Annotated in this window: 20 protein-coding genes; 7 read left to right on the top strand and 13 right to left on the bottom strand. The window is 41.7% G+C overall.

Translation table 11 applies throughout. From position 1 onward, the window contains the following. Positions 1–73: 73 nt before the first annotated feature. The 4 genes from H6G40_RS14125 to phaA form a co-directional block, all read right to left on the bottom strand. Positions 74–286 (bottom strand): hypothetical protein, encoded by a 213-nt coding sequence (locus tag H6G40_RS14125; protein ID WP_002736172.1) that lies wholly within the window; start codon positions 284–286, stop codon positions 74–76. After that, positions 270–545, bottom strand: a complete 276-nt coding sequence (locus tag H6G40_RS14120) for a BrnT family toxin (RefSeq protein WP_103112662.1) — start codon at positions 543–545, stop codon at positions 270–272. Before H6G40_RS14120 ends, H6G40_RS14125 begins: the two co-directional genes overlap by 17 nt. An 89-nt stretch (positions 546–634) precedes the next feature. Then, complete coding sequence (gene phaB / locus H6G40_RS14115) at positions 635–1,351, bottom strand: acetoacetyl-CoA reductase PhaB (protein WP_008206945.1); 717 nt, start codon at positions 1,349–1,351, stop codon at positions 635–637. A gap of 12 nt (positions 1,352–1,363) precedes the next feature. Next, positions 1,364–2,554 (bottom strand): acetyl-CoA acetyltransferase PhaA, encoded by a 1,191-nt coding sequence (gene phaA, locus H6G40_RS14110; RefSeq protein WP_149974201.1) that lies wholly within the window; start codon positions 2,552–2,554, stop codon positions 1,364–1,366. Positions 2,555–2,773: 219 nt separating this feature from the next. Here phaA and H6G40_RS14105 point away from each other — a divergent pair, with 219 nt between their 5' ends. Both H6G40_RS14105 and psbQ read left to right on the top strand, forming a co-directional pair. After that, positions 2,774–3,907, top strand: coding sequence for an FAD-dependent oxidoreductase (locus tag H6G40_RS14105; RefSeq protein ID WP_190537846.1), 1,134 nt, complete (start codon positions 2,774–2,776; stop codon positions 3,905–3,907). Positions 3,908–4,146: 239 nt separating this feature from the next. After that, the gene (gene psbQ / locus H6G40_RS14100) at positions 4,147–4,587 is read left to right on the top strand and encodes a photosystem II protein PsbQ (protein ID WP_002737745.1); all 441 of its coding nucleotides are present in this window, start codon (positions 4,147–4,149) and stop codon (positions 4,585–4,587) included. Between the two features lie 63 nt (positions 4,588–4,650). Here psbQ and H6G40_RS14095 read toward each other — a convergent pair whose 3' ends face one another. Both H6G40_RS14095 and H6G40_RS14090 read right to left on the bottom strand, forming a co-directional pair. Then, a complete protein-coding gene (locus H6G40_RS14095; protein WP_002801057.1) occupies positions 4,651–4,950 on the bottom strand; it encodes a 2Fe-2S iron-sulfur cluster-binding protein in 300 nt (99 codons plus the stop codon). Positions 4,951–4,993: 43 nt separating this feature from the next. After that, positions 4,994–6,253, bottom strand: coding sequence for a phosphopantothenoylcysteine decarboxylase domain-containing protein (locus H6G40_RS14090; RefSeq protein WP_069473981.1), 1,260 nt, complete (start codon positions 6,251–6,253; stop codon positions 4,994–4,996). A 229-nt stretch (positions 6,254–6,482) separates the two neighbouring features. Here H6G40_RS14090 and H6G40_RS14085 point away from each other — a divergent pair, with 229 nt between their 5' ends. Beyond that, positions 6,483–7,424: a DUF1517 domain-containing protein gene (locus tag H6G40_RS14085; RefSeq protein WP_002737563.1), complete on the top strand. Its 942-nt coding sequence runs from the start codon at positions 6,483–6,485 to the stop codon at positions 7,422–7,424. Positions 7,425–7,908: 484 nt separating this feature from the next. Here H6G40_RS14085 and H6G40_RS14080 read toward each other — a convergent pair whose 3' ends face one another. The 5 genes from H6G40_RS14080 to H6G40_RS14060 form a co-directional block, all read right to left on the bottom strand. Then, positions 7,909–8,277 (bottom strand): SpoIIAA family protein, encoded by a 369-nt coding sequence (locus H6G40_RS14080; protein ID WP_002738247.1) that lies wholly within the window; start codon positions 8,275–8,277, stop codon positions 7,909–7,911. Further along, complete coding sequence (locus tag H6G40_RS14075) at positions 8,264–8,446, bottom strand: hypothetical protein (protein WP_071590307.1); 183 nt, start codon at positions 8,444–8,446, stop codon at positions 8,264–8,266. The genes H6G40_RS14080 and H6G40_RS14075 overlap by 14 nt, the downstream gene beginning before the upstream one ends. 120 nt (positions 8,447–8,566) lie before the next feature. Continuing rightward, the gene (locus H6G40_RS14070) at positions 8,567–8,746 is read right to left on the bottom strand and encodes a type II toxin-antitoxin system RelE family toxin (RefSeq protein ID WP_002773272.1); all 180 of its coding nucleotides are present in this window, start codon (positions 8,744–8,746) and stop codon (positions 8,567–8,569) included. Positions 8,747–8,826: 80 nt separating this feature from the next. After that, complete coding sequence (locus H6G40_RS14065) at positions 8,827–9,012, bottom strand: hypothetical protein (RefSeq protein WP_002766362.1); 186 nt, start codon at positions 9,010–9,012, stop codon at positions 8,827–8,829. A gap of 4 nt (positions 9,013–9,016) precedes the next feature. Beyond that, positions 9,017–9,862 (bottom strand): hypothetical protein, encoded by an 846-nt coding sequence (locus H6G40_RS14060; protein ID WP_190537845.1) that lies wholly within the window; start codon positions 9,860–9,862, stop codon positions 9,017–9,019. Between the two features lie 458 nt (positions 9,863–10,320). Here H6G40_RS14060 and bchL point away from each other — a divergent pair, with 458 nt between their 5' ends. The 4 genes from bchL to H6G40_RS14040 all read left to right on the top strand — a co-directional run bounded on the left by bchL (position 10,321) and on the right by H6G40_RS14040 (position 14,481). Next, the gene (gene bchL / locus H6G40_RS14055; RefSeq protein ID WP_002735653.1) at positions 10,321–11,190 is read left to right on the top strand and encodes a ferredoxin:protochlorophyllide reductase (ATP-dependent) iron-sulfur ATP-binding protein; all 870 of its coding nucleotides are present in this window, start codon (positions 10,321–10,323) and stop codon (positions 11,188–11,190) included. 228 nt (positions 11,191–11,418) lie between these two features. Further along, on the top strand, positions 11,419–12,183 hold the full coding sequence (locus H6G40_RS14050; RefSeq protein ID WP_190537843.1) for a DUF5331 domain-containing protein: 765 nt from the start codon (positions 11,419–11,421) through the stop codon (positions 12,181–12,183). A gap of 16 nt (positions 12,184–12,199) precedes the next feature. Continuing rightward, entirely contained in the window at positions 12,200–13,600 is a 1,401-nt protein-coding gene (locus H6G40_RS14045) for a ferredoxin:protochlorophyllide reductase (ATP-dependent) subunit N (RefSeq protein ID WP_002773285.1), read from the top strand. A gap of 77 nt (positions 13,601–13,677) precedes the next feature. Next, complete coding sequence (locus H6G40_RS14040) at positions 13,678–14,481, top strand: nucleoside phosphorylase (RefSeq protein ID WP_069473984.1); 804 nt, start codon at positions 13,678–13,680, stop codon at positions 14,479–14,481. Here the strand turns inward: H6G40_RS14040 and H6G40_RS14035 are convergent. Together H6G40_RS14035 and H6G40_RS14030 are read right to left on the bottom strand one after the other, a co-directional pair. Further along, positions 14,478–15,407, bottom strand: coding sequence for a DUF1350 family protein (locus tag H6G40_RS14035; protein WP_002798729.1), 930 nt, complete (start codon positions 15,405–15,407; stop codon positions 14,478–14,480). The genes H6G40_RS14040 and H6G40_RS14035 overlap by 4 nt on opposite strands. 376 nt (positions 15,408–15,783) lie before the next feature. Next, positions 15,784–16,030 (bottom strand): IS30 family transposase (locus tag H6G40_RS14030; RefSeq protein WP_190537171.1); only part of this gene is annotated, 247 nt, incomplete at its 5' end.

The following is a 16,030-nucleotide window of genomic DNA, read 5'->3' as shown; positions in this document are numbered from 1 at the left end:
TGCCCTTTTCCTTTAACGCTGATTTCGCTAGTTTACTAACCCACCCTACACCCGATAACTGATAACTGATAAGTCATATTTTTCCAGACTTGGCAATTTTTGCTAGTAATCTTAACGCTTCATTGACTGAGGCTGAATCTTGAAAAATTTCCGCCACATCGGGATCGAGAATGATCACATTACTAGCCTGTCGATAAGCTTCATAATATTTGCCACGAATACCACCAGAAAAGTCATATTCAGTCCGCATCTCGTCATTAACCGTTTCTTCAGACTCCTGATTCATAATTTTTTCTCTCCTGTTTACTAGCTAAACGGGCGCTAATTAAGCGAATCTCATTTTCTCTTTCTGTATGGGATATGACTAACAGCTTTTGTGATTTTGACTGTCCTATCGTCAGAAAACGAAACTCGCCCACTGAATGATCGGGATCTAAAATCGTTACGGCCAATGAATCCCCAAATACGGTCACTGCTTCTTCAAAAGATATACTATGTTTTTTGATGTTGTTATTTGCCTTGTCTTGATCCCATTGAAATTTCATAGATTTATGCTACTATCAAGCAACTTAGCAGGGACAATAACCAACACATTTTCCATCTTTGAATTAGATAACTGATAACTGATAACTGATTAGGTGTGATGAGCCCCATTAACTCTGAGGACTTCTCCAGAGACATAACTGCTGGCAACAGGAGAGAGCAAATAGGCAGTTGCCCAGGCGATATCTGCGGGTTCACCGAAGCGACGACAGGGAATTTCGGCGGTGATTTTATCGCGAACTTTATCGGGAATCGCTAAAGTCATTTCCGTGTTAATAAACCCTGGCGCAATCGCATTGGCGCGAATATTATAACGGGCAGCTTCTCGCGCTAAGGATTTGACTAAACCGATAACTGCCGCTTTTGTGGCCGCATAATTAGTTTGGCCGGCATTACCGCGATCACCGGAAATAGAACTAATACAAACGATCGATCCCGCTTGTCGTTCATACATTCCCTCAATAAACGGTTTAATCGTGTGATTAACCCCTTTTAGGTTGACATTAATCACTAAATCCCAATCTAGCGGCGTTAATTTAGCGAAAAAGTTATCTCTGGTAATCCCCGCGTTAGCGACGATGCCGTACACTGGTCCCAATTCCGCTTCAATTTGTTGAGCTGCCGCTTCCATAGATTCCAACTTAGTCACGTCGGCGACAATGCCTAAACCCTGGGGATTATCCGTGGCTAAATCCGTGTAGGCCACCTTGGCCCCCAATTCTATCAAAAGAGAGACAATAGCCGCCCCAATGCCTCGATTTCCGCCGGTAACGACGATAACTTTCTCCTCTAGTCCCAGAGATACCATAGCTTTTTCCTCCTAAACTCTTTCAATTGCGATCGCTGTTCCGCCACCGGTCCCATGACAGATGGCCCCCATACCGAGGGTTTTATCCTGTACTTTCAACGCGTTAATTAACGTCACCAGAATTCGCGCTCCGGAAGCGCCGATGGGATGACCCAAGGCGATCGCACCACCGTGAACGTTTTGTTTTTCCCTCGCTAACCCCAGATCCATCTCAAAAAGCAGATTATTTAAGGCAAAAGCTTCGTTATTTTCCACTAAATCGAAATCTTCGATCGTTTTATCTAAAGATGCCAGCAATTTTTTCACCGCTAGGACGGGGAATTCTGGGAAGCGATCGGTTTTGCCAGCACCCACAGCGCCGCCAAGGATTTTGGCAATTGGTTTTAAACCGTACTGATCCACAGCTTTTTGACTGGCTAAAAGGATAGCGGCGGCCCCATCGGAAATCTGACTACTATTCCCTGCGGTTAAAACTCCCGACGGATTAAAAGCCGGCCGCAGTTTTCCTAAACCTTCCGGGGTACTATCGGAACGAATACCCTCATCTTGATCAAGAATTGTGGAACCTTTCTTAGATTTAAGCTCAATTGGCACGATTTCGCCCTTAAACCAGCCTTTTTCTGTGGCTGTGGCCGCTCTTTGGTGGGATAAGGCGGCAATTTCGTCTAATGCTTGCCGAGAAACCCCGCGATCTAGACAGAGGCGATCAACTTGGGAACCCATGCCCTCAGTCGTGGTAGCATCGGTTAAGCCATCGTGCAGTAATAGGTCGGTTAATTGTTCCGGCGCACCCATAAGGAATTTATAACCCCACCGGGCCCGATGGGAGAGAAAAAAGCCAGTTTGGGACATGGATTCAATACCACCAGCGAGGACGAGATCCGCTTCTCCGGCGCGAATCGAGGTAGCAGCGTTACTAACGGCAATCATTCCCGAAGAACAAACCATATCCACCCGATATCCGTCCACGCTTACGGGAATTCCCGCTTTAATCGCCGCTTGTCGAGGGATGAGTTGGCCGTGGCCCGATCCCAAAACATTGCCGAAAATGTACAAATCTAGGGCTTCTGGGGGCAAATTAGCGATTTCTAGGGCGGATTTCATCACTGTTGCCCCTAAATCGGCCGGGGATAATCCCATTAATCCCCCACCAAAACGACCAATTGGAGTCCGGACAGCGGCCACGATATAAACTTCTTGCATAGACTTCTCTCTATTGGGAAGCGAAGATACTAGATAGAATTTGCTTAAGAATATCGAGTCCGAAAAGATCAAAATCCCAATTGACTGTCATTGGTTAAAAGTTCCTGGCCCCGATGTCTTGAGTTTTTGTCTATCTACCCTCGATCTTGCAACAGAATTTCTGTGTCAGAAGATATATTCATTAGAATTTAACTTTTCCGGCAGCAATCCCCTTTTTTTATGGATTTAGTCAAGCGTCTAGTTTTTATCGGTGGTGGCCATAGTCATGCGATCGCGCTTCGTCTTTGGGGGCAATCACCCCTAAAAAACGTTCAATTAACTTTAATTAGCGATGTCACCCATACCCCCTATTCGGGAATGTTACCTGGCCACATCGCCGGTTTTTATGATTTTGCCGAGACTCATATCGATTTACCTTCTCTAGCTAGGTATTCTCAAGCGCAATTCTGTTTGGCTAAAGCTAGTTTCATAGATACGGAAAAATGTCAAGTAATTTGTAATGATTCTTCACCGATTCCCTTTGATTATCTCTCGATTGATATCGGCAGCATCCCAGCAGTGGATAATGTTATCGGTGCTAAAGAGTACGCTATCCCCGCCAAACCAGTGCCGATTTTTCGGGAAGGATGGCAAGAAATCCTGAAAAAAGCGGTTAATAACCCGAATAATCCTCTAAATATCGTCATTGTTGGTGGAGGCGCGGGCGGAGTCGAATTAGCTTTAAATATGCAGTCCCGTTTGGCCAAAATTCTCAACTCTAGCGGTAATTTGAATTTGTCTCTAATTCATCGAGGAAAAAAACTACTACCGAACCATAATAATTGGGTCGGTCAACGTTTAGAGAATATTTTTAAACAAAGGGGAATTAGATTATATTTATCAACGGATGTGACGGCAGTGCAAGCAGATCAGATTATCTGTTCATCGGGGTTAGTTTTGCCCACGGATTATACAATTTGGGTAACGGCTGCCTCGGCCCCTAGTTGGATTAAAGCGTCAGGATTACAGACAGATGAAAAAGGGTTTATTTTAGTGAATAATTATCTGCAATCTCTTTCCCATCCCCATATTTTTGCCGTGGGAGATATTGCCACGATTCCAGATTATCCCCGTCCGAAAGCGGGAGTTTTTGCCGTCCGACAAGGAAAACCCCTGTTCGATAATTTAGCAAGAATTCTGCAAAATCAGCCCCTAAAACCCTATTTTCCCCAGAAAAATTATCTGAGTTTAATCGGCACAGGAGACCAAAAAGCGATCGCATCTTGGGGCGGTTTTGGCTGGCAATCACCGTTATTATGGTTATGGAAAGATCGGATCGATCGAGCTTTTATGAGACAATTTGATAAGCTCTAGTTAATAAGTAGGTAGGTGTTAAAAATTATCAGACACCCCCCTTATCAAGGGGGGATTAAGGGGGGATCAGAGGCAAAATTGCTGATTATCGTCCAATAGCACCGAGTTACTGTCAAGGTCGTTGGGAGTAAAATCTGATTTGGGAATCCCACAACCTGATAAAGTAAAAATCGTCCCGATAGCTTGACTGGTTATCGGGAGAGAACGTCAATAGTTTGTTAAATAGTACATATAAACCAATGCCACGTCTTCGCTCGATTATTTCCCTAGTTTTAGTCCTAGTTACTACGCTGCTGGTTAGCTGCAGTGGTCCCCAAGCAACTATCCCCACCGTCTATAGTCCGCAAAAAATCGAACAGTTACAGGTTTACATCCAACCCATAGAAGGATTTCGCCAAAAAATGAGCGTTTTGCAAGACCTCATCGCTGACAAAAATTGGGTAGATACTCGCACCTATATCCACGGCCCTTTGGGGCAATTGCGTCAGGAAATGGTAGGATTATCGCGTAATTTACTGCCCAAAGACCAAGAAAAAGCCAAGCAGTTAGCGAAAAATCTTTTCGTTCACTTTGAACGTATCGATGCGGCAGCCAAAGAAAAAGATGCTAGTCTCGCTGCTAATCAATTCCAAGAAGCATTAAAAGACTTCGATGCTTTCTTAAATATTGTTCCTAGTTAGTTTGTATTAGTGATCGGTGATCAGTGATCACCGACCAGGCCGCAGCTAAAAAACCGATAAATGCTATTTTGGTTTAGTTTGGACGCTAATAGGGCCATTAACCATGGTTTGACAGGCTAAACGATAATTTTCGGGTTTTTTCTTCAGACAGCGCTGCTCAAAGTCGGTTCTAGCGGAGAGATTTTCCATCCCCTCGACAATTGCCACTATACAAGTACCACACTGACCGTAACCGCCACAATTCATCAATTTACCGCCAAAAGTGTAGATATCAACGCCATTCTGGATTGCTTTCTCTCGTAAATTCGCTCCATCTGCCGCTACCACGATCTTATTCTCTTTGACGAAGTTGATGTTACCCATGACTGTATTACCCTAAATTTTTGCAAATTAATATTAAAAAATATTAAATTTTTTTGATTGTAACATTTTTGGCTCGCTCTTCTAAATATTCGGCGATACCAATAGCGATCGCTTTTTTGCCGATAAATTTCCTCAATGCCGCTTTTGTGACCAAATAAGCCACCTGTTCCCCGTGATCGCCCTTTTCCTCACCCCTATTAGCAATGACGGCCTGATAGCCCTTTTCTAGGCGTTTACGGGCGATTTCCAGTAACTCCTCCTGACTGACTCCCTCCTGATACTTGAAAGTCACCATCTCTAAATCGGGAAAATTTTCTCTCACCTTGTCAATCACTTTTTCCGTCGGCACAAAATTAAGATTTAACTGCCCTCCACTGGGAATCTTACCAGAAAAAGGGCTTTCTAAGCGATAATCTGCCACTGCCGCCGAAAAAATCCCAAATTTATAATCTTTACTCTCTAATTCTCCCATAACCTTCCCTAGATACTCGTCATAAGTTTCAATAATTTCGTGGGGTAAATAAGCGGGGGGTGTATAGCTGCCCCGTCCGTGGATTAACTGCACCTTGGCCCCGCGCAGGTATAATTCTTCTGCAATAGCGGCCCCTAATTGTCCAGTAAAACGATTGGTTAAACGACGAATATTATCGATAATCACGGGTGTGGGTCCACCGGTGACTAAAATCGGCATATTTTTCAGGACAGAATCACTGAGAATCCCACAGGCTGCCACGGTAATCTCTTTTTCCCCGGGGAGATTGTGTTTACCGTAATCATCCCGGGGTGGCATAATCTCGACTCCCAAGCGATCAAGAGTTTGCAAAGATTCGCTCAGAATAGCATTATGTAAACTGCCGTGCATGGTGGGGACGAGCAGAATTTTAGTTTTTCCCTTTTCCAGTCGTCCCAAGGCCGAGGCCAAGCATGAAGTGATCACTCCGTCAGCGATTCCGTAACGAAACTTATTAATCGTGTTATAGGTAGCAGGGGCGACTAAATAAAGATCAAAGGGAGATTGATCGCTTAAATGTTCTGCTTTTGCCGTTAATTGGCTAATTACGGGATTAAGCGTACTCCATTCCAAAGCTTCCTTAGTGACGTATCTTAAAGCTTCTTCCGAGACAAAAGCCACGACTGTGGCCCCGAATTTCCGCAAAGATCGGGCAATTAGCGGCGCTTTCATGGCCGCAATCCCTCCTGTCACCAGTAAAGCAATCCTTTTACCCCAGAGATGATGATTTTCTAAGGGTACTTCGCGATCGCCTAAGTCCGAATCCGTGGGAGCGGAGAAATTCCAAGTCATAAATTTGGGGAAATGGGGGAATGGGGGAATGGGGGAATGGGGAAATGGGGAAATGGGGGAATTCAACTAAAAAACCCCAAAACCCTAAAATCTCAATACCCAACACCTTCTAACTGATAACTGATAACTGATCACTGATAACTGATTCGGTTATCCCTATTCAAGATTTGTCTATCCCTGACCGATAAACTGGTTATGCTAGTAAATAAAGGGTTGCTTCGGTGTTCTTATGATTGACAAAATTTTAACTAAAGTTCGATCGCTTGCCAAGCCGTTATTAGTTCTAGGATTAGTGACAACGCTGATTTTCGGTTCTATTCCCAGTGCTTTGGCGGCATCGGGGGGTAGAATGGGTGGCGGTAGTTTTCGCGCCCCTAGTCGCAGTATTAGCCCTTCTAGAGGTGGTGGTTACAGTTCCCCGGGTTACGGTGGAGGTATTGGTTTTCCCTTCCTCTTACCCTTCTTTTGGGGTGGTGGTGGCGGTGGCTTAATTTCTCTGTTAATCTTTTTTGCTATTGCCAACTTCCTCGTTAATGCTTTCCGTAATGGTGGAGGCAGTGACGAGAATGGTATGACGATAGAATCCGGTTATGAAACCGTCTCCGTGGCTAAAGTACAGGTGGGTTTGTTGGCTAATGCCCGTTATCTGCAACAAGAATTAAATCAAATCGCCCTAACTGTCGATACTAGCACCTCCGAGGGACGAGTCGAAGTCTTACAAGAATCGGCCCTCGCCCTGTTACGTCATCCAGAATACTGGGTTTATGGTAACGTCGATTGCCAACAAACCAGCCTCAGCAGTGCAGAAGCGAAGTTTAATCAGTGGTCTCTCAACGAACGCGGTAAACTAACGGCGGAAACCTTAACTAATTACAATAATCAACTGCGTCAAGGTTCTCAAGAAAATATTTTACCCGAATCGGCTGGGGAATTAGCTAAAACCGCACCGGAAGGCTATATTTTGGTGACTATTTTAGCCGGCATTGTTGGTAAATTTTCTCTACCGAAAATTAATGACTCCCAAGACTTGAAACAGGCCCTGCAACAAATTGGTAGTATGGGAGGCGATCGACTTTTAGCAGTAGAAGTGATTTGGACCCCCCAAAGCGAGGGTGATATTCTCAGTCAAGATGACATTCTCGCCAATTATCCCGATCTGAAATTAGTGTAATTTGTCGGGGAATAACTCTAGATATTGGCTAAAATCTCCCTTATTACGGGGAGATTTTTTGATTAGGGTTTTCTAAAAAAATCAATTGGCCGGTGATGGGGTGAGTTTCGTAGGTTAGTCCCTCGGAAGGAAACCTAACAACTCCACCGATTATGGCTAAATCCTGTTAAAAGGCATAGAAGAGCAGGGAGAAGCGAAAAACAATTCATAACTTGGCAGTCAATCATACTATTAAAAACCGATTTGGTAAGTACCTAAGCAAAATTAATTACACATCTAAGCCACTACTCCGTCAGACTTCTGGTGTGAGGAAACAGTGAACTGAAAACTCAAATCCGATCCCTAATAGCTGTCTCCCGTCTCCCGTCTCGGAGTCTCCTGTCTCGACTAGGAAATTAATTTTGCACGACTACTTATTAGACATCTCCAAAATTCAGGCTAGATTGAGGTTAATTGCTGGAGATGTCAATGTACTGCAAGGGAATCAGGAACCGCCCAAGATCCATTGGGTCGCTACCTCGGTTTCCCCCCAAGGGAACTGCCTAACTTCAGCTGAGACAAAGTGGGAAGCCAGACTTTCGATGAGTTTAACCAGAGTGGAATCAGTCACCACTGCAACTTTACTGACGTACTTGTGATGGTCGCGTATCAGCTGGAAATGGGCGACCAAGGCACCAAAACTATCCCAACCAGTGAACTCGGGAACTTCAATGATCACGCCAGCAAGGCCACCAGTGGCTTCAATGTGGGGATCCACTGCCTCTGCAATCTTGACAAAATCTTCTGCCGCAAGTGCAGATGTAGGTCGCATACAGAGAATGCTATGCGCCGCGTCTAAATTATAATCTATCATAGTTTGCCTCTCCCAAATGGTCGAAGTCTAACTCTATGATATCACGAATAGACGGTTTCACCAGAATTACTAGACGAGCTATAACCTCGACATTATGGAAGACGATATTAAGCATGAGAAGCGGTAAAACAGTGGAAAACACCAGAAACTCCTTACTTCTGTGAATCACTGTCTTATGGCGAAAGGAGAAACAGCACTCTAGAAAAGAGTTCTGGTATTATTTATAGACATCGCCGCGAGGTTTAATAGTTGTAATGACCTATAGATTGTTATCTCTATCTTCAAAAAATCACACTCGATATTTATCTACTCGCAATCTTAGTTCATCTCTTCCGTAAAGGGGTTTAATATCTAATTTTGTAGAATCCGAAATCAAAGTATCTAAAGCTTCAAGAATAGGAATTTGATCATTTTTAGGCATCCTTTCTAAGGAGCGTTCTGCTTGTCTGAGTAGAATATAATTAGCCAAGTCTATCTCCAAATAATTTGTATTTTAATTCTGTTGAAGTGATTCCAGTATCTCGACTGGAAGGAAGAGCCAATATTTTCCTAAAAACGGCGGGTTTTATCGATTCCGTAGAGGATTCCCGTCACCACGGAAGAGAGAATTAATAACAAAATTAATCCTCCGGGTAAAAAGGATAATATTCCCATGCCGCGTAATACATAAACTAACACAGTCACCAATAGGAAACCGAAAAAAAGAGACTTTAAATAACTAGAATTTGAGCGCATTTACTTAGATTAACAGGTCTTCTTGAGTTAAGTTTAACTTTTCGGCAATCATTGCTAGGATTTTTTCTTCCCTTTTTCCGTTACTGATAGATTCCAGTAACCGGCGATTGAGAATAATTTTTTCCCCGTTGGATAAGATTAAAATAATCCCTCGGTAATTAGACTCTAAAAAGCCATTGTAATCTTCTATCTTTGCCTCAACAATTCTCTTTAGAAGATAATCGCTTTCACTTCTAAAAATTAAATGTTGTCGCCTACGGGTTAGGGTGGCGGTACCCTGATTAAAGACATAACTCTCCCGATAGCTGGCATCATAAAGTAACAATAGACCAGAGAATAAGCATAACATACCCCAGAGATAATAGGGATAATTATGATGCTGTTCTAGCAGTGCTGACAAGGTATCTAGGGGACTTTTGGAAATAATTTCCCGAGCTTGATATCTATTCACAAAATTCTCAAATCGAGTTTTAAAATCACTAGCTGACTGCACATCTAGAAAATTCTCGATGTAGAGATGGTTATTTCTTCCGACCAATAAAACCGTGTTATTAACAGTTTTTTCCTGCTCAACACTGATAAAAACTTCTTGATAGACAGCCGTAGCTTTAATGTGAGTTAAAGAAAAATTTTCCCGACTAGAAATAGGAAAATTATACTCTTGGACATATTGACAATCTATCCTTTTTGTACCTAACCGAATGCAGTCGAGATAAGCGCGCTGGGAAAAAACTACATAGGCTAAAAACAGAAAAGGAAACCCAGCCAGAAAAAAACCCAGAAAAGGACGATATTTAGGAGCTTTATTCTCTAATAAGAGTGTAGTCAGCGTTTTTTGCTTAACTCGCATAGGAAACCCTACAGGTACTTTGTTCTAATTGTACTACAGCCTTTCGGCATCCTTCTCAGGATCGATTTATTTAATCTGCTGACCAGGAAAATTGTAATGATTATTCACGAAAATCTGACATCGGTCTCTAGACTGGCTCTATCTTGACCTTTTTTATCTGGATTTGGCACGGTAAAACCCTGTTTATCGAGTTTTTGTAAAGCTTTGGCGGTTTTTTGTTTATTGTTTGTATTTAAATTAAATATATAAATAAAACTGTTTTTATAAGTTTTTGTCGATTTCAGAGACTTTATAGGCTGTAAAAAATTGTTAATCTAATTTTTAAGCTTTTATTCTCACTCTAGCTATAGCAGATAAAAATTGAGCCTCTTGCCAAGGGGTGGGGAGATGGTCAATAATTGCGATCAAAGCACTGATAAACAAACTCACCATTCAAGCGTACATTTAGGAGAACTTCCATGCCTTTAACACTCGCAGTCTACGGAAAAGGTGGCATCGGTAAATCGACAACAAGCTGTAATATTTCGGCTGCTTTAGCCAAAAGAGGCAAAAAAGTCCTACAAATAGGCTGTGACCCCAAGCATGATAGCACTTTCACCCTGACAGGCTTTCTTATTCCCACAATCATCGATACCCTACAAGAAAAAGATTTTCACTACGAAGACATCTGGCCCGAAGACGTTATCTATGAAGGTTACGGTGGAGTCAAATGTGTGGAAGCGGGTGGACCCCCGGCCGGTGCTGGTTGTGGCGGTTACGTCGTCGGAGAAACGGTGAAATTATTAAAAGAATTGAACGCTTTTGATGAATTTGACGTGATTTTGTTTGATGTTTTGGGGGATGTAGTCTGTGGAGGATTTGCCGCACCCTTAAATTACGCCGATTACTGCATAATTGTCACAGATAACGGCTTTGATGCTCTTTTTGCCGCCAATCGCATCGCCGCTTCCGTCCGGGAAAAAGCGCGCACCCATCCCCTGCGACTAGCCGGATTAATTGGTAATCGCACCTCAAAACGCGATTTAATTAATAAATATGTGGATCATGTTCCCATGCCAGTGTTAGAGGTTTTACCCTTAATTGAAGATATTCGCGTCTCCAGAGTTAAAGGTCAAACTCTCTTTGAAATGGCCGACAAAGATCCGATGTTAAGTTACGTTTGTGACTATTATCTCAACATTGCCGATCAGATTTTAGCCAAACCAGAAGGAGTTATTCCCAAAGAATCTGCCGACCGGGAATTATTCACTTTATTATCGGATTTCTATCTTAATGCTGATAAACCCAAAGTTAACGCCGAGGCGGAATTAGATCTAATGATGGTTTAGATTATTTTGTAGGGTGGGTTAGGGACAGCGTAACCCACCAATAATCACCAATAAACTCTTTTTCTGGGTGGGTTACGGCGAAGAATTAACTTATTAGTTAATAGCCTAACTTATCGTCACCTAACCCACCCTACCCACGAATTTTATCGAGGACTTGATGATGATAATTTTTCCCTCTCATTGGGAATTCTAATAGAGAGAACATTATTATTCAGTCAAGGGGACAAAATGAGCAACTTTGAGGAATTAAAAGCCACCTTACCGAGGCGATGGTTAGATTACTACCAAAATAATCAAGCTTGGATTAAGTCTTTAATGGATTCTAGAGGATGGTGGCGAAAAACTCCCGATGGTGGTAAACGTCCTAGTGCTGACATAATTATAGCGGCAGCAACAGCTTTAGAACCTAAGTTATCAGTGTGGATGTATCCCTTTTGTCAACTTAGTTCCGATGGGGACAAACTGGTAGAAGTCTTAGGACTAAATTTTGATTCTGAAAAAAAGGAGTTGGAAAAATCGGAAAAAGAATTACTGATTTCTAATTCGCACACTGAATATCTCAACGGATTCCGAGAAAAACAATTATCAGTCGAAAAAAACAAAGTAATTATTTTTGAGGAATTGCTAAAAATCTTACCAGATAAATGGTTAGATTACTACCAAAACAATCAACCGTGGATTAAGTCTTTAATGGATTCTAAAGATTCGTTGCGAAAAACTCCCGACGGTGGTAAACGTCCTAGTGCTGACATCATTATAGGTGCAATGACCGTTTTAGAATCTCAATTATCAGTGTGGATGTATCCCTTTTGTCAGCTTAGTTCCGATGGAAACAAATTTCTAGAAGTTTTAGGATTAAATTTTGATCCTGAGAAAAAACGACTAGAAAAGAAAGAAAGAGAATTAAGTAATTCTTTATATCCTACTGAGGATCCTGTACTGCAAAAAATCCGCCAAGAGTTACAACGAGAAAACCAAAATAAACCAAGTTAAAGGAGAACCAAACAACATGACCGCCACTCAAGAACCGAGCGCTTTACAATTTGATTGTGAAACCGGCAACTATCACACCTTTTGTCCAATTAGCTGTGTTGCTTGGTTATACCAAAAAATCGAAGATAGTTTCTTCCTTGTTATCGGCACAAAAACCTGTGGTTACTTCCTGCAAAATGCTATGGGGGTGATGATTTTCGCCGAACCACGTTATGCTATGGCCGAATTAGAAGAAGGGGATATTTCCGCTCAACTAAAAGACTACGAAGAACTAAAACGCCTCTGCTTACAAATTAAACGAGATAGAAACCCTAGCGTTATCGTTTTTATTGGTACTTGTACCACCGAAATTATCAAAATGGACTTAGAAGGATTAGCACCGAAACTAGAGTCAGAAATCGGTATTCCTATCGTGACAGCACGCGCTAATGGTTTAGATTATGCCTTTACCCAAGGCGAAGATACCGTCCTCGCTTCCATGGTGCATAAATGTCCCGAAAAAGTTAAGCATGAAGATGAAAAAGAAGAACGGAATGCCATCCAGAAACTCTTAACTTTTGGACGTAAAAAAGAAGAAATTAAACAGGAAGAATCGGAATATAAAGACCATCATCCTTTAGTTTTATTTGGTTCTGTTCCTGACCCAATTGTGACTAATTTAACCCTAGAATTAAAAAAACAAGGAATTAAAATAGATGGTTGGTTGCCGGCCAAACGTTTTACTGAATTACCGGTAATTGAAGAAGGTTATTATGTGGCTGGTGTCAATCCTTTTCTATCACGAACTGCCACCACTTTAATGCGTCGTCGTAAGTGTAAATTAATTGGCGCACCCTTCCCCATCGGTCCGGATGGAACCCGCGCTTGGATAGAAAAAATCTGTTCGGTTTTGGGAGTACAACCCCAGGGATTAGAAGAAAGAGAGGCAAAAATTTGGGAAAGTTTAGAGGATTATCTGCAACTTGTGCGCGGTAAATCGGTCTTCTTTATGGGGGATAATTTACTAGAAATTTCTCTGGCACGTTTCCTAATTCGTTGCGGGATGACTTGTGATGAAATCGGTATTCCCTACATGGATAAACGCTACCAAGCGGCCGAATTAGCATTACTAGAAAAAACCTGTAATGATATGGGTGTTCCCATCCCGAAAATTATCGAAAAACCTGATAACTACAATCAGATTCAGCGCATTTACGAGTTAAAACCTGATTTAGTGATTACAGGAATGGCCCATGCAAATCCCTTAGAAGCGCGGGGAATTAACACTAAATGGTCGGTAGAATTTACATTTGCTCAAATTCATGGTTTTACCAATGCGCGAGATATTTTAGAGTTAGCTACTCGTCCCCTGCGTCGCAACAATAACCTCAAGGAATTGGGTTGGGATAAGTTAGTTAAAGAGTCAGCAAAAGTGTAATTCTGTTGTCAAAAGTGTACAATCATCAGGTAAGGAAAATCAATTCCTTACCTTTTTTCTGTATTTAGTTCACTTCAATGTCCAATAACTTATCTCACCAAAAACCCTATCATCTCAACTTTAGCAGTGAGGATTTAGGCACGGCAAAACCGACTATCACCCTATTATCGGGGGAACCAGAACGCTCGCGCTATATTGCTGAAACTTATTTACAAAATGCACGTTTACTATCGGATTATCGGGGATTAAATAGTTATCTTGGCTATCTAGATAATTCTACCCCAATTCTTCTGGCTACCAGTGGCATGGGTGCGCCATCTTTGAGTATTGTGGTTAATGAATTAATACAGGTGGGAATTAAAACTATTATTCGTATCGGTACTTGTGGCGCAATTCAAAATAGAATAAAAATTGGTGATATTATTATCTCGCAAGCGGCTTTATGTAGGCAAGGTGCAGCTAATGATATTGCTCCTCCGGAATATCCCGCAGTGGCGGATCCTTTTTTGACAGTTGCTCTAGTCAAATCGGCTCAATTTTTGGGAGTAAATTATCATTTAGGTATTACCGCTTCTGTGGATAGTTTTTATGAAGGACAGGAAAGAATTGTGTCTTCTGCTAACCCTTATCTTCAGCGCCATTTAGAGGGAATTACGGAAGAATATCGACGTTTAAATATTCTCAATTATGAAATGGAAGCGGGAACTTTATTTAAAATGGCGGGGGTTTATGGATTTACTGCCGCTTGTATTTGTGCTGTGATTGCCGAGAGAAACAAAGAGGAAGGGATTAGTTTAGAAAGCAAACAACAAGCCATCGAAAAAGCGATTCAGGTGGCAATATTGACTGTTAGCAACCTCTCCCTATCCTCAATTGATTAATGTTCAGAAATCATCTTCATTAAGACTTCCTCTTTTTCCTGACTTTGGGGATAACAGGAGATAAGTTTAGCGCGTAATTCCTGAATTGATTTAATCACATTATCGGCTAATTCTTGGTCGCCATTGCGCCAGCCAAGGGGTGCTAGATGGGTGCGATTGGCTAAGGGAACTACTGGTTTTAAGAGTTGTTGACTTAGTTCTTTAATGAACCAAGCTACTGTATCTTTAGCCTGTATATCCTTAGCAAAGGCGATAATTTCCAAGAGTCGAAATAGGTTACTATTGCTAATTAAACAACGGGTTTCCTGCACGTTTGGCTGTACGTCTAAACCCAAACTTTGCACTAATTTAGCTAGGGCAGCTATGGGAATTGCGCTATCTATGCCAGCAATTACAGGAGCCAGTAAAAGCGAGGGTTGATTTTTCAGAGATACGGCATGAATATCGGTATTATTCAGCGATTTTTGGATATCTTCGGCTTGATTTTTGCCGACACAACCACTCAAAACCTGTTCTAGTTCTGTGTTTTCCACATCACTTAAAACCTCTAAAAGGGAGATATATTTACACCCTAAACTATGGCCCATCCAAAAATAATTAGGATTACCAGCAGTGGGATCTTCTAAATACAACTCAAGGTTATCTTCATAGCCCAAAAACTTAGCTTCTTCATAAATAGCCTTTCTCAATCCAATCAAATCTTTGACCATTTCTAGGGAAACATTCCAATGACGAAAAGTAAAACGATAGGGAATAGCAATAAGGGTATAGCCTCGTTTAAAGACTTGTTTGAGCAGATAACGATAGAACAGATTGGGAAAAGTGCCGAAGAAAGCACCACCGATAAAATAGACAACCCCAATCGGTTTAGGATTGATAGCAACCCAGTGAAATTGCAGGGGAATAAACTTAAATTCTGCTGTCATTGTTTTTCGGTATGTAATTGTTAATTTGGCGATTAGGGAAACAATCTTATAATGATTAAAAATCTCGGCGGCCAAAATAATTGATCGCCTTGTCTAATTAGGGTACATTAATTTGCTCAAAAAAGTTTATTTTGTTGCGAATATGTAATAATTTTTGACAAAAGTAAATTCTCACCCCAAAAATTCGCTTCTTCTTAGTCTTCTAAGCTAATCTTGACCGGATTAACTTGTCATCGGTAAAGTCAAAACCGTTAGCGACGAGACGATTATAAAGTCGCGGACAACCTAAAGCTAGGGATTTTCCTCACGGCATTTCGTGGGATTAGGAGCTAATAAGGTGAGATAATGGGAAAAAATTGGTTTTAGCTTGGCCAATTCAAGTCTGAATTGCATCACTGTCTGATCTACCTTTATAGAATACCTCATTCGGGGTACGATAGTCAAGACATTTTCGAGGACGATTGTTAATCAAGTTTACGGCTCTTTCCACCTCCTCTGGCTTAACGATTTTAAAATTCGTTCCCTTGGGGAAAAATTGTCTTAACAGTCCATTGGTATGCTCGTTTAATCCCCTCTCCCACGAATGATAAGGAGTAGCAAAATAAAAATCTGCTCCTAGTTTC

The sequence above is a fragment of the Microcystis viridis FACHB-1342 genome, assembly GCF_014698335.1.
GTDB lineage: Bacteria > Cyanobacteriota > Cyanobacteriia > Cyanobacteriales > Microcystaceae > Microcystis > Microcystis ichthyoblabe_A.
The sequence above is the reverse complement of the archived record's forward strand: the minus strand, read 5'-3'. Positions and strand labels throughout refer to the sequence as shown.

Bases quoted from the DNA above. Each gene is read 5' to 3' on its own strand.
- H6G40_RS14125 (WP_002736172.1), bottom strand. From the start codon at position 286: ATGAATCAGGAGTCTGAAGAAACGGTTAATGACGAGATGCGGACTGAA.
- H6G40_RS14120 (WP_103112662.1), bottom strand. From the start codon at position 545: ATGAAATTTCAATGGGATCAAGACAAGGCAAATAACAACATCAAAAAA.
- phaB (WP_008206945.1), bottom strand. From the start codon at position 1,351: ATGGTATCTCTGGGACTAGAGGAGAAAGTTATCGTCGTTACCGGCGGA.
- phaA (WP_149974201.1), bottom strand. From the start codon at position 2,554: ATGCAAGAAGTTTATATCGTGGCCGCTGTCCGGACTCCAATTGGTCGT.
- H6G40_RS14105 (WP_190537846.1), top strand. From the start codon at position 2,774: ATGGATTTAGTCAAGCGTCTAGTTTTTATCGGTGGTGGCCATAGTCAT.
- psbQ (WP_002737745.1), top strand. From the start codon at position 4,147: ATGCCACGTCTTCGCTCGATTATTTCCCTAGTTTTAGTCCTAGTTACT.
- H6G40_RS14095 (WP_002801057.1), bottom strand. From the start codon at position 4,950: ATGGGTAACATCAACTTCGTCAAAGAGAATAAGATCGTGGTAGCGGCA.
- H6G40_RS14090 (WP_069473981.1), bottom strand. From the start codon at position 6,253: ATGACTTGGAATTTCTCCGCTCCCACGGATTCGGACTTAGGCGATCGC.
- H6G40_RS14085 (WP_002737563.1), top strand. From the start codon at position 6,483: ATGATTGACAAAATTTTAACTAAAGTTCGATCGCTTGCCAAGCCGTTA.
- H6G40_RS14080 (WP_002738247.1), bottom strand. From the start codon at position 8,277: ATGATAGATTATAATTTAGACGCGGCGCATAGCATTCTCTGTATGCGA.
- H6G40_RS14065 (WP_002766362.1), bottom strand. From the start codon at position 9,012: ATGCGCTCAAATTCTAGTTATTTAAAGTCTCTTTTTTTCGGTTTCCTA.
- H6G40_RS14060 (WP_190537845.1), bottom strand. From the start codon at position 9,862: ATGCGAGTTAAGCAAAAAACGCTGACTACACTCTTATTAGAGAATAAA.
- bchL (WP_002735653.1), top strand. From the start codon at position 10,321: ATGCCTTTAACACTCGCAGTCTACGGAAAAGGTGGCATCGGTAAATCG.
- H6G40_RS14050 (WP_190537843.1), top strand. From the start codon at position 11,419: ATGAGCAACTTTGAGGAATTAAAAGCCACCTTACCGAGGCGATGGTTA.
- H6G40_RS14045 (WP_002773285.1), top strand. From the start codon at position 12,200: ATGACCGCCACTCAAGAACCGAGCGCTTTACAATTTGATTGTGAAACC.
- H6G40_RS14040 (WP_069473984.1), top strand. From the start codon at position 13,678: ATGTCCAATAACTTATCTCACCAAAAACCCTATCATCTCAACTTTAGC.
- H6G40_RS14035 (WP_002798729.1), bottom strand. From the start codon at position 15,407: ATGACAGCAGAATTTAAGTTTATTCCCCTGCAATTTCACTGGGTTGCT.